This is a genomic window from Elioraea tepidiphila DSM 17972 (assembly GCF_000378465.1).
GTDB classification, from domain to species: Bacteria; Pseudomonadota; Alphaproteobacteria; order Acetobacterales; family Acetobacteraceae; genus Elioraea; species Elioraea tepidiphila.
This window is the reverse complement of the sequence record NZ_KB899919.1, coordinates 135,862-148,130: the sequence shown is the minus strand read 5'-3', so window position 1 is coordinate 148,130 and position 12,269 is coordinate 135,862. Positions and strand designations below refer to the sequence as shown.

Genomic DNA, 12,269 nt, shown 5'->3' with positions numbered 1-12,269 from the left:
ACAACGGGAATCGCTGCACCGGAGGAGTCGGATGTCTTGCCATCAGAACAAATCCAGTTGCTCCGGCGCCCTTCGGCCCCGCCCGCGCTCGCGGCCCCGGAACGTCGTCATCTGCTCGAACTGGCGATCCGTCACCGCCAGGGCGTGGATGCTCCCGGTGCCCGGCAGATTGCGGCCGATATCCCTGATCCGGCGCTCCACCTGTTCCTTCCCGGCGCAGAACCGCAGGTACACGCTGAACTGGCTCATCTCGTAGCCCTCGTCCAGGAGCCATTTGCGGAATGCGGTCGCCTTCTTCCGCTGCGCCTTCGTCATCACCGGCAGATCGAACATCACCAGCAGCCACATGAACCGATAGGCGGACAGCGCCTCAGAACGGCGGCTCATCCGCATCCTCCCGTCCGTCCGCCGGCACTTCGACATGCGGCAGGTCGAGGACAGTTCCGCCATCGAGATAACAGGATGCCAGCGACTGCGCGAGCCGCTGCACGCAGGTGCCGAGCGGCGTCGTTCCGGCCGCGCTGACCAGGTCGTAGGCCAATACGCCGGCGAGACGCTTCTTGACGTCGGGTGTCATGCGGCCTTCGCCCTCATCCAGCGCTTGTCGCACCAGCAGATCGACCACAGGACGGAACGGTTCCATGAGGTCGTCCGCCAGCGCCATCGCGTTGCGCGGGTGCCGATGGAAGATCCCGAGCGACGGGTGCAGCCCCGCGCCGCAGATCGCGCGCGCCGTCGCCGCGCGGAGCACCGTATAGCCGTAGTTCAGCGCCGCGTTCGGCCAGTTCCCGTCCGGATCGCGCCGGAACGCGCGCCCCAACAGCAGCGGCCAGTAGCGCCGAGACGCCTGCGCCTCGATGTTCTCGGGATCGCCCGCCTTCACCATCCGCGCGAAGCGCGCGAACGCGCCCGTCCGCTCGCCCACCTGCGCCAGAACCCAGCCTTGGCGTCGCACCTTGGCCGCGACGAGCTGCGCCCAGAGCCGCTTCGCCAGCACGCCGCCCTGCGCGATCTGTGCCTCCATGCGTCGCTGCTGCGCATGGTGCCCTGTCACAGGCCAGAGCAAGGACGTCGGCACGAAATTGCGTCCGCACAACACCAGCGCCACACCCCGCTCCGCCAGCGCCGCCGCCAGATTCAGCGACAGCGTCGTGCCGTGTCCCGTGGCGATCACGCCGCCGAGATCGTCCAGCGGTACGCGGCCAACCTCCTCCCCGCGCGCTGAGACGGTCAGGAAGCCGCGATCCTTGGCGAGGTGCCGCCCCTCCTCGGCGATCTCCACCAGCCTGCCCAGGGGGCTCACGGAAGGGGTCCCGGATCACGCACGACGCCGGCCGGGTCGACCGAAACGGGCCGTGCTTTGTCCTCGCGCAGGCGCTTGCCGCTCAGGTAGTAGTATTTGAACTCGTCATCCTTCGAGGCGTCACGTGCTTTGAGATTGCCGCCCTCCTGGTGTGGCGCAAGCGTAATGTTCCCCTCGCTGAACTTGACCACGCGCATCAAGCGCCGTCCCTCTTCCTCGCCGAGCGCTACCATGTCGTTCTTGTGCAGCCGCATCAGCAGCTTCGCCGCCGGATGCGGCCGCAGGTCGGGCACCTTGCGCCCGAGTCGCCGCGCCTCCGCCTCCTGCGCCGCATCGAATGTCGACACCACCCACAGCTTGAGCTTGCCGTCCGGCATCCGCCACACCTCGGCGCGGTGATTGCCTTCCCGCTTCATCACCTTGTATGGCTTGCCGGTCCGCCGATCCGCGATCGCCAACGTGCTGTCCAGCCGTTCCACCATCCGCACGCGCCGGACCCGAACACCCGCCGGATGCTCGATCGCTGCGAGCGCGGCCTTCCGCGCCGCCTTGTCCGTGATCGCCAGCACCGCACGCAGCTTCTCGCGCAGCGGCGCGTCACGAACCGCGTCCGCCGCCTCGGTCCCCTTGTCCGCCAGCGTCTCGATCGGCCGACGCACCACCACGTTCGGTCCGCCGCGCTGCGCGCCGACGATCGGGCCGTAGGCCGTTTCGTTGTGCAGCGCGTCCTGCCAGCCGTGATCCGGCTTGTGCGACACCACGATGGCCCGCGCCGCCGCGCCCACCTCCGCCACGAACCCCGGCCACGGCTCACCGAGATCGGCGAAGCGCCGCCGTCCCTCCTCCTCGCTCCGCCGCGCCGCCGTCTGCACCCGTTGCAGGAACGACCGGTCGATCAGCCCCACCACCACCGCGTCGATCGCATGGTGCCGGTGGTCGGTGCGGTCCTTCCGCGCCCCGCCCTTGCCGAGCACGGAGTCCGAGTTCAGCCCCAACGTGTCGCGCAGCATCGCGGTGATCCGGCCCGGCACCGCCACCACCCGCTCGGGCGCGATCGCTTCCAGGTACATCCGCGCCAGCCGCGCCAGCCAAGCGCTTTCCTTCATGTGGCGGGCCAGGAACTGTTCCTCGTCCTTGAACTTCTGGCCCGCGTCAGGCTGGAACCGCCACCGCTTGTTCTGCGGCAGCGATTTCGTCCGCTCCAGGATCGCCGGCCACTGCGGTGTATGGCCGAACGCCTCGAACGGCGTCTGCCGCCGCTTCAGCCGGTTCGCCTCGCGCGTGCACAGCACGCGGTTGGCCGTGCTGTCGTCGAAGGTGAGCGCAAACGGCAGGATGTGATCCTCTTCCACCTCCTCCGACAATGCGGTGCGCGGGGTGATGATCGTTCCCGTATACGGACAGACGCGATCCTTCGGATCGAACGCCTGCTCCTCCAGCAGCCTGAGCCGCATCAGGTTCCGTCCGTTCACCGGGAACCCCAGCGCCTTCAGCTCCTGCGCGCGCCGCTCGTTCGCGCGCTGGTTCTCGGCCTGCTCCCGCTCGATCTGCTGCCGCTGCTTCTGGCTGCGGCCGAGTTCGCGCAGCACTTCCACCACCACCTCGTGCGGATGGCCGAACCGGTCGATCAGCGCGTTCACCACGCGCCGCAGTTCGTTCAGCCCGACATGCACCGTGGGGTTGGGCGCGCGCCCGAACCGCTTCTCCTCCGGATCGTCTGGCTGGTTCGATCCGGTGCCGATCCGCTCGCCCAGAACTTCGCCGTAGTACGGCAGCCGCTTCATGATCTCGCCGGTACGTCGGTCGGAGTGGTGCACGTAGCCCGCCGCCTGCACCGCCTCGTCGTAGCGCAGGCCCCGTTCCAGATGCGGCAGGATGGTCCGCATCGCCTTCAGCGACAGGGACGCGGTGCCGTCGGGCAACGTCACGTCGTTCGCGGTCCGCGCGGCGGCCTCGTCCAGCCCGATGACCGCGAGGCGCGCGATCAGCGCCGCCTCGTCCTCGGCCTCCAGCAGCGCCTCGACCGCCTCGTCCTGGGCGTCCAGCGGCAGCTTGTGCCATGCGTCGCCCAGAGCCTTCTTGCCGCCCAGCCTGTGCGCGGTCTCGTCCCCTTTGAGCTCGTCGCGCTTCGCGCTTTGCAGGTTGAAATCGGTATCGGCGGGCAGCTTCAGAACGGACCGGATACGGTCGAAACTCAGGTCCTTCCCCTTGCGCAGCGCCGACGCCAGAAGCGCACGCTCCCCTTCCGTCAGCCCGCGCGCCGGCTCGCCGGGGGTGTTCAGTCGCAGGTTCGCCAGGTCCTGCGCGATCCGGAACCGCTGGGTCGTCGGCATCGCGCGATAGGCGCGGTCCTCGCCCGGCTCCAGCCAGCACTTGCCGCGCCGCACCGCCCGCAACGGGCGCTGATGGAAGATGATGGTCCGAAGCGCCTCCCGCATCTCCTCGGTCAAAGCCGGGTTCCACCCGGCCTGGGCGGCCCAGATCGTATCGAACTCGGCTTGAATCAGGTCGCGCGTCGGATAGAAATCGTAGGCAGCCTTCGCGCCAGCCCCGACCAGCCGTGCCCGAACCGGCTCGCGTTTCGCGTGTCGCTCGGCAAGCCACGCGCCCAGGGTCGCCGCCTCGGCCCGCGCGAGCTCCGCCCGGAGGCGATCCGCGGCCTCGGCGATCTTCCCCTTCTCCTCGTTCCCGCGGTCGGCCTTGCGGTTCGAGGCGAAGCCCCGGCGTTGGTTCAGGTGGAACAGCACGCGCCCCAGCTCCTCGGGCGCCAGGCGTCGCGTCAGCGCCTCGGCCCGCAGCGCCCACGGATCGCGCTGCGCCACGGCACACCGTGCCGCCTCATCGGCTGGCATCAGCCCGAATCGGGTCAAGGCGTTCAACAGCGCGCGTCTGCGTTGCAGGTATCGGTCTCGGTTCCGCCGCATGGCGCGGGGCTGGCGCCGCGCGGCCGCGTTCGAGGACCCGTCCTTGGGGTTGCGCCCGTCCGGGAACACCCGCACGCCCATCGCCAGGATGCCGGCCGGCTGACCGGCCTCGTTCAACCGAAGGCAGCACCAGCCGATCGAGTTTGCGCCGATATCCAGGGCCAGCCGATAGTGCATGACGCATCCTGCCGGTTGCTTCAATGGAGGAAACGTTACATGATCCTGCCGGAAGCCTCGACTCCGTTAGCCGATGGGGTGGCCTCTGGTCGCCCAGGGGATAAACGCGGGCCTTCCGTTAACAAGGACCTCCGGGTCCACCGAATGAGAGGGCGAGCCACGGCTCGCCCTTTTTTCGTCGGTGACGGGCCGCCGCGGAGCGCGCACTCGGGCCAGCGAGGCCACCGTAACCCTCCCCCTGTCCTCGCGCCGTGATCTCCCTGGGCTCGTGCCCATGCGCCTGCTCGACGTCCGCGGCCTCACGCGCGGCTTCTACGGCGTCCACGCGCTCACCGGCCTCGACCTCGCCGTCGAAGACGGCATCATCACCGGCCCCGCCCGCCGTTCCGTTGATCCAAGCCGGTCCCTGACGTCCGGCCGGCCGGACGGTGCTCGGGCAGTCCAAGTCCTTCGAGATCGTGCGGCCGGGCGTGAGCGCGCCCCGACCCGCTGCCGTCCGCTACAGGATGAAGCGGCTGAGATCCGCGTTCGCGGCCAGCGGCGCGACCCGCTCCTTCACATAGGCCGCGTCCACCGTGATGGTTTCGCCCGGGCGGTCGGCGGCGGTGAAGCTGATCTCGTCGAGCAGCTTCTCCAGCACCGTGTGCAGCCGCCGCGCGCCGATGTTCTCCACCCGCTCGTTGATCGCCGCGGCGAGGTCGGCCAGCGCATCGATCGCGTCATCGGTGAAGCGGAGCTCGACCCGCTCCGTGCCCATCAGCGCGACGTACTGGCGGATCAGACTCGCTTCGGGTTCGGTCAGGATCCGCTTGAGGTCGTCGCGCGACAGCGGCTTCAGCTCGACGCGGATGGGCAGGCGCCCCTGAAGCTCGGGCAGCAGGTCGGCGGGCTTGGCGAGGTGGAACGCGCCCGAGCAGATGAACAGCACGTGGTCGGTCTTCACCGGGCCGTGCTTGGTCGTGACGGTCGTGCCCTCGATCAGCGGCAGGAGGTCGCGCTGCACGCCCTCACGGCTGACGTCGCCGCCGCGGAAGCCCGAGCCGTCCATGGATCGCGCGCAGACCTTGTCGATCTCGTCGATGAAGACGATGCCGTGGTTCTCGACCGCCTCGATCGCCTCGCGGCGTACGCGGTCCTGGTCGAGCAGCCGGTCGGACTCCTCCTGCTGGAGGAGGTCGCGCGCCTCGGCGACGCTGGTGCGGCGCGGCTTCTGCCGTCCGCCGAACATCTTCCCCATCATCTCCTGGATGTTCATCATCTGGGCGCCGGGCATGCCGGGGATATCCATCGCCCCGATCGGCACGCCGCCGGTGTCGGCGACCTGGATCTCGACCTCCTTGTCCTCGAGCTTCCCTTCGCGCAGCAGGCGGCGGAACTTCATGCGCGTCTCGGCGGAGGCGCCCTCGCCGACCAGCGCGGTGACGAGCCGCTCCTCGGCGGCGAGTTCGGCCTTGGCGGCGACCTCCTTGCGCAGCCGCTCGCGCGTCATCTGCAGCGAGACCTCGGTGAGGTCGCGGATCATGCTCTCGACGTCGCGGCCGACATAGCCGACCTCGGTGTATTTGGTCGCCTCGACCTTCAGGAACGGCGCCTGGGCGAGGCGGGCGAGACGGCGGGCGATCTCGGTCTTGCCGCAGCCCGTGGGCCCGATCATCAGGATGTTCTTCGGCAGCACTTCGGCGCGCAGGTCCTCGGGCAGATTCTGGCGGCGCCAGCGGTTGCGCAGCGCGATCGCGACGGCGCGCTTGGCGTCGTTCTGGCCGACGATGAAGCGGTCGAGTTCGCTGACGATCTCGCGCGGGGAGTAGTTGGTCATCCAGGTCTCCATAGGACCGGGGGACCACGCTGGTCCCCCGGACCCCCTGCACCTGGGGGCCCCTCCCGTTGGTCGGGGCCCGCGTCGCGACCAACGGGAGCGACGCCCTCCAGGGGGGTCCGGGGGGCCAATGGCCCCCCGGGACGCTTTCTTCAGATCACTTCGAGCGTAAGCCTGTCATTCGTGTACACGCAGATCTCGGCGGCGATCGCCATGGCCCGCCGCACGATCGCCTCGGCATCCATGTCCTCACGATCGATCAGCGCCCGCGCCGCGGCCAGCGCGTAGTTCCCGCCCGAGCCGATGCCGATCACGGAATCCTCCGGCTCCAGCACGTCGCCCGTGCCGGTCAGCAGGAACGAGCGGTCCTTGTCGGCGACCGCCATCATCGCCTCCAGCCGGCGCAGATAGCGGTCCGTGCGCCAGTCCTTCGCCAGGTCGACGCAGGCCCGTTCGAGCTGGCCGGGAAACCGTTCCAGCTTCGCCTCCAGCCGCTCGAGCAGCGTGAACGCATCCGCGGTCGCGCCGGCGAAGCCCGCCAGCACCGCGCCGCCGCCGATGCGCCGCACCTTGCGCGCGTTCCCTTTCACCACGGTCTGGCCGAGGCTGACTTGGCCGTCGCCGGCCATGGCGACGCGCCCGGCCTTGCGGACGCAAAGGATGGTGGTGCCGTGCCAGCCGGTGGGGTCGTGCGTGCTCATGCTGTCCGGGGAGGTGTCCAAGGTCCCCGATAGATGGCCCGCCGGGCGTTCCGCAGCAACCCGCCCGCGTGGACGCCGCCGCGTCCCTTCGCTAGAAGCGTGGCCATGACCCCCCCGCGCCGCGCCGCCATCCGCCGCGAGACGAGCGAGACGCGCATTGCCGCGACCGTCGATCTCGACGGCAGCGGCACGGCCAAGGTCGCGACCGGGATCGGCTTCCTCGACCATATGCTCACGGCGCTCGCCCGCCACTCGATGCTGGACATCGAGCTCGCGGCCGAGGGCGACCTGCATGTCGATGCCCATCACACCACCGAGGACACGGGGATCGTGCTCGGCCAGGCCGTGGCGCAGGCGCTCGGCGAGAAGCGCGGCATCCGCCGCTACGGCGCGGCCACCGTGCCGATGGACGAGGCGCTGGCCGAGGCGGCGGTGGATATCTCGGGCCGGCCGTATCTCGCCTGGGATGTGACCTTCCCGACCATGAAGGTCGGCGAGATGGACACCGAGCTGTTCGTCGAATGGTTCCGCGCTTTCGCCACCAACGCGGGGATCACTCTACACGTGACGCTGCGCGCGGGCGCGAACAGCCACCACATTGCCGAGGCCTGCTTCAAGGCGCTCGCCCGTGCGCTGCGCGCGGCGGTGGAACCCGATCCGCGGGCCGCCGGCGCGATTCCCTCCACCAAGGGCAGTCTCGTCGGCTGATGCGCGTCTGGACGGTGCATGTCCGCCAGGGCCAGGAGACCATCCTCGTGCGCGAGGGCTTCGCGGCGCTGGCCTTCCTGTTCCCGATGCTGTGGTTCCTGGTCAACCGCATGTGGCTGGTGCTGGTGCTCTACGTCGCGCTCGGCGCGATCTTCGGCGCGGCGGCCCAGGCGCTGCCCGAGGCCGCGATCGCCCTTGCGGCCTTCGCCGTGCAGCTTCTGGTCGGGTTCCACGCCCGCGACCTCCGCCGCTGGACCCTGGAACGACGCGGCTGGCGGATGATCGGCGTGGTCGCGGCGAAGGGGGGCGAGGACGAGGCGCTGGCACGGCTCTATGCCGGCCGGCCGGACCTGCTCGCCTGGAGTGCGGCGCGGGCGTGAGCGGCACCGTCGCCATCGTCGATTACGGCTCCGGCAATCTCCGCTCCGCCGCCAAGGCGTTCGAGCGGGTCGCCGCCGAGGCCGCGCGCGGCGTGCGCGTGGTGGTCACCGGCGAGGCCGAGGCGGTGGCGCGCGCCGACCGGATCGTGCTGCCGGGCCAGGGCGCCTTCGCCGACTGCCTCGCCGGGCTTTCCGCCGTGCCGGGCATGCTCGAAGTGCTGGGCGACGCGGTGCGCCGGCGCGGGGTGCCCTTCCTCGGCATCTGCGTGGGCATGCAGCTTCTGGCCGACCGCGGGCTCGAGCATGGCGTGCACCAGGGCTTCGGCTGGCTGCGGGGCGAGGTGGTGCACATCCGCGACCTGCCGGGCCACGATCCGGCGGGGCATCTGCCCTACCCGCAGATGGGTTGGAACGCGTTGGCGTGGCGTGAGCCGGCGCACCCGCTCCTGGAAGGACTTCCGCAAGCTTCCCATGTCTATTTTGTCCATTCCTATGCATTGGCCGCAGGGGACCAGGCGGACGTGATGGCGGTGACCGACTATGGCGGCCCGGTCGTGGCCGCGGTGGCGCGCGGGAATGTCGCGGGCGTGCAGTTCCACCCGGAGAAGAGCCAGGCAACGGGCTTGCGCATCCTGGCGAACTTCCTGGCGTGGAGCCCGTGAGGAGACGGCGCGCGATGGAACGGAACGACCGCGGGGCGCCTCCGCCGGAGCAGCATCATGGGGCATCGACCACGCCGCCGCGGCCGCAGCCGACGCTGGCGGTGGACCGTGCCCAGGCGCTCGATGAGACCGAGCTCAACGAGCTTGCCGAGGCAGCGGCGGCTGCCATCATGGACGGTGGCGGGTTCGGCTGGGTGAAGCCACAGCCGCGCGACACGCTGGCGCGCTATTTCCGCGGCGTGCTGCTGGTGCCCGAGCGCAGCCTGTTCGTCGCCCGGCTCGACGGCACCATCGTCGGCGCGGCCCAGCTCGTCCGCCCGCCGCGCAACAACGAGGCGCAGGCCTTCTCGGCCCAGCTCATGCACTTCTTCATCGCGCCCTATGCGCGCGGCCATGGCCTCGCGCGGCTCCTGGTCCGCCGGGTCGAGGCCTACGCCGCGGCGATCGGTGTGCGCGTGCTGAACCTCGATGTGCGCGAGACGCAGGAGGGCGCGATCCACCTGTTCGAGGCCGCAGGCTTCCAGCGCTGGGGCACACACCCCGTCTATGCGCAGGTCGGCGGCCGGGTGATCGCGGGCCATTTCTACTTCAAGTGCCTCGCGCCGACCGGTCGGCGGGCCAAGGGGTCGTGAAAGCGGTCACGGTCTATCCCGCGATCGATCTCAAGGACGGGGCCTGCGTCCGGCTCCGCCGCGGCGAGATGAGCGAGGCGACGGTCTATGCCGATGACCCGGCGGCGCAGGCGCGGGCCTGGCAGGACGCAGGGTTCGATTGGCTGCATGTGGTCGACCTCAACGGCGCCTTCGAGGGACGCAGCGCCAATGCGGAGGCGGTCGCGGCGATCCTCGCGGCGGTGGACATTCCGGTGCAGCTGGGCGGGGGCATCCGCGACATGGCCGGGATCGAGCGCTGGCTCGCGGCCGGGGTGCGGCGGGTGATCCTGGGCAGCGCCGCGGCCAAGAACCCCGACCTCGTGCGCGAGGCGTGCCGGGCGTTTCCCGGACGGATCGTCGTCGGGATCGATGCGCGCGACGGCTTCGTCGCCACCGAAGGCTGGGCCGAGACCACGGCGATGCGCGCGCTCGATCTCGCCCTCGCCTTCGAGAACGCCGGCGTGGCGGCGATCGTGTTCACCGACATCTCGCGCGACGGGATGCTGGCCGGGCTCAATCTCGAACAGACCGAGGATCTCGCCTGGGCGCTCACGACCCCGGTGATCGCCTCGGGCGGGGTGGCACGGGTGGAGGACATTGCCGCCGTGCGCGCCCGCGCCGCGGCGGGGATCGAGGGTGTGATCGTCGGACGGGCGCTGTATGACGGCCGGATCAGTCCCGAAGAGGCGCTCAGGGCCGCGCGGGGCTGAGGGGGCTCCCCTCCAACCCGCGGCATCGGCTAGGTTTTGACCCAGAACAACGCCCGTGGCGCGCCTGCGTGATCCTGTCCGCGCGCCGCAACGATTGGGGAGACCGCCGATGCCCGACACCATCGCGACCAAGGCCGCCGAGACCGTGATTCCCGTGCCGCCCGAGTGGGCCAAGCGCGCACATGTCGATGCGGCGAAGTACCAGGCGATGGTGGCCGCCGAGAAGGCCGATCCGATCGCGTTTTGGGCGAACGAGGCGAAGCGGATCTCCTGGATCAAGCCTCCGACCAGGATCAAGGACGTGGACTACACCGGACGCGTGCGCATCCGCTGGTACGAGGATGGCGTGCTGAACGCCTCGGCCAATTGCCTCGACCGGCACCTCGCCGCGCGCGGGGATCAGACCGCGATCATCTGGGAGGGCGACGATCCGACGCAGAGCGCCCACATCACGTACCGCGCGCTGCATGAGCGGGTGTGCCGTCTCGCCAACGCGATGAAGGCGCTCGGCGTGAAGAAGGGTGATCGCGTTACGATCTATCTGCCGATGATCCCCGAGGCGGCGGTGGCGATGCTGGCCTGCGCGCGGATCGGCGCGATCCATTCGGTGGTGTTCGGCGGGTTCTCGCCCGAGAGCCTGCACGGGCGCATCGAGGATTGCGCCTCGACGCTGCTGATCACCGCGGACGAGGGCTTGCGCGGTGGGCGCAAGGTGCCGTTGAAGGCGAACGCGGACGAAGCGTTGAAGAACGCGCCGACGATCAAGGACGTGATTGTCGTGAAGCACACCGGCGCCGCCGTCGCGATGAAGGACGGGCGCGACCATTGGTATCACGAGGTCTGCGGTGCCGCCTCGGCCGAGTGTCCGCCCGAGCCGATGGGTGCCGAGGATCCGCTTTTCATCCTCTACACCTCCGGTTCGACCGGAAAGCCGAAAGGGGTGCTGCACACCACCGGCGGCTACATGGTGTGGGCGTCGTTCACGCATCAGAACGTGTTCGACTACCATGACGGTGATATCTACTGGTGCACCGCCGATGTCGGCTGGGTGACCGGGCACACCTACATCGTCTACGGGCCGCTCGCGAACGGGGCGATCACGCTGATGTTCGAGGGCGTGCCGAACTATCCGTCGGTGAGCCGGTTCTGGGAGGTGGTGGACAAGCACAAGGTCAACATCTTCTACACCGCGCCGACGGCGATCCGTGCGCTGATGCGCGAGGGCGAAGCGCCGGTGAAGAAGACGTCGCGCGCCAGCCTGCGCCTGCTCGGAACGGTCGGAGAGCCGATCAATCCGGAGGCGTGGCTCTGGTACTGGCGCAATGTCGGCGACGGGCGCTGCCCGGTGGTGGACACCTGGTGGCAGACCGAGACGGGCGGGATCCTGATCTCGCCCCTGCCGGGGGCGACGGCGTTGAAGCCCGGCTCCGCCACCTTGCCGCTGCCCGGGGTGAAGCCGGTGATCGTGGATGGCGAGGGCAACGAGTTGCACGGCGCGACCGAGGGCAATCTGTGCCTCGCCGATTCCTGGCCCGGGCAGATGCGCACGGTGTACGGCGACCATGAGCGCTTCGTGCAGACCTACTTCTCGACCTTCCCGGGGCGATACTTCACCGGCGACGGGGCGCGGCGCGATGCGGACGGGTACTACTGGATCACCGGGCGGGTGGATGATGTGTTGAACGTCGCCGGCCATCGCATGGGCACGGCGGAGATCGAGTCCGCGCTCGTTGCGCATGCGGCGGTCGCGGAGGCGGCGGTGGTGGGGATGCCGCACGACATCAAGGGCCAGGGCATCTACTGCTATGTGACGCTGAAGGCCGGGGTCGAGCCGAGCGAGGCTCTGCGCAAGGAGCTCATCGCCTGGGTGCGCAAGGAGATCGGTCCGATCGCCTCGCCGGACGCGATCCAGTGGGCGCCCGGTTTGCCGAAGACGCGGTCGGGCAAGATCATGCGGCGCATCCTGCGCAAGATCGCGGCGAACGAGACGGAGAATCTCGGCGACACGAGCACGCTGGCTGACCCGGCGGTGGTGACGGAACTGGTGGCGAACCGCGTTCGGTGACCAGGCATGGGGAGAGCCGGGGCCAGCGAGGGGCCCCACCGCGGCAATCCGCGCCGGAACGGGGCGATGGCCCCTGGCCTCCGGCGACCGAACACGGTCCGCTCAGGAGAAGGTGAGCGCGGATCCGCCGGACCCTCCCCCTTCCCTTGCGCCGCGATCCCCGTAGTCTC

Annotated in this window: 11 protein-coding genes; 6 read left to right on the top strand and 5 right to left on the bottom strand. The window is 69.9% G+C overall.

What is annotated here, in order from left to right:
• Window positions 1-42: 42 nt before the first annotated feature.
• From cas2 to hslV, 5 genes are all read right to left on the bottom strand, one after another.
• Window positions 43-387 carry a CRISPR-associated endonuclease Cas2 gene (cas2, locus tag F563_RS0109815; RefSeq protein ID WP_019014497.1) on the bottom strand — a complete coding sequence of 115 codons (345 nt, stop codon included), beginning with the start codon at window positions 385-387 and terminating at the stop codon, window positions 43-45.
• The gene (gene cas1 / locus F563_RS0109810) at window positions 371-1,303 is read right to left on the bottom strand and encodes a type II CRISPR-associated endonuclease Cas1 (RefSeq protein ID WP_211211412.1); all 933 of its coding nucleotides are present in this window, start codon (window positions 1,301-1,303) and stop codon (window positions 371-373) included. The genes cas2 and cas1 overlap by 17 nt, the downstream gene beginning before the upstream one ends.
• Entirely contained in the window at window positions 1,300-4,404 is a 3,105-nt protein-coding gene (cas9, locus tag F563_RS0109805; RefSeq protein WP_019014495.1) for a type II CRISPR RNA-guided endonuclease Cas9, read from the bottom strand. The genes cas1 and cas9 overlap by 4 nt, the downstream gene beginning before the upstream one ends.
• Before the next feature lie 499 nt (window positions 4,405-4,903).
• On the bottom strand, window positions 4,904-6,220 hold the full coding sequence (gene hslU / locus F563_RS0109800; protein WP_051089368.1) for an ATP-dependent protease ATPase subunit HslU: 1,317 nt from the start codon (window positions 6,218-6,220) through the stop codon (window positions 4,904-4,906).
• 152 nt (window positions 6,221-6,372) lie between these two features.
• Window positions 6,373-6,921 carry an ATP-dependent protease subunit HslV gene (gene hslV, locus F563_RS0109795; protein WP_019014493.1) on the bottom strand — a complete coding sequence of 183 codons (549 nt, stop codon included), beginning with the start codon at window positions 6,919-6,921 and terminating at the stop codon, window positions 6,373-6,375.
• A gap of 105 nt (window positions 6,922-7,026) precedes the next feature.
• On the opposite strand from hslV, the gene hisB reads away from it, so the two are divergent.
• The 6 genes from hisB to acs all read left to right on the top strand — a co-directional run bounded on the left by hisB (window position 7,027) and on the right by acs (window position 12,099).
• Window positions 7,027-7,629 carry an imidazoleglycerol-phosphate dehydratase HisB gene (gene hisB, locus F563_RS0109790; protein WP_019014492.1) on the top strand — a complete coding sequence of 201 codons (603 nt, stop codon included), beginning with the start codon at window positions 7,027-7,029 and terminating at the stop codon, window positions 7,627-7,629.
• The gene (locus F563_RS22160; RefSeq protein ID WP_019014491.1) at window positions 7,629-8,009 is read left to right on the top strand and encodes a DUF2628 domain-containing protein; all 381 of its coding nucleotides are present in this window, start codon (window positions 7,629-7,631) and stop codon (window positions 8,007-8,009) included. Before hisB ends, F563_RS22160 begins: the two co-directional genes overlap by 1 nt.
• On the top strand, window positions 8,006-8,671 hold the full coding sequence (hisH, locus tag F563_RS0109780) for an imidazole glycerol phosphate synthase subunit HisH (protein WP_019014490.1): 666 nt from the start codon (window positions 8,006-8,008) through the stop codon (window positions 8,669-8,671). Before F563_RS22160 ends, hisH begins: the two co-directional genes overlap by 4 nt.
• A gap of 14 nt (window positions 8,672-8,685) precedes the next feature.
• Window positions 8,686-9,303 (top strand): GNAT family N-acetyltransferase, encoded by a 618-nt coding sequence (locus F563_RS25960; protein ID WP_019014489.1) that lies wholly within the window; start codon window positions 8,686-8,688, stop codon window positions 9,301-9,303.
• Complete coding sequence (gene hisA, locus F563_RS25955) at window positions 9,300-10,034, top strand: 1-(5-phosphoribosyl)-5-[(5-phosphoribosylamino)methylideneamino]imidazole-4-carboxamide isomerase (protein ID WP_026299473.1); 735 nt, start codon at window positions 9,300-9,302, stop codon at window positions 10,032-10,034. The genes F563_RS25960 and hisA overlap by 4 nt, the downstream gene beginning before the upstream one ends.
• A 109-nt stretch (window positions 10,035-10,143) precedes the next feature.
• Window positions 10,144-12,099, top strand: a complete 1,956-nt coding sequence (gene acs, locus F563_RS0109765) for an acetate--CoA ligase (protein WP_019014487.1) — start codon at window positions 10,144-10,146, stop codon at window positions 12,097-12,099.
• Window positions 12,100-12,269: the final 170 nt, after the last annotated feature.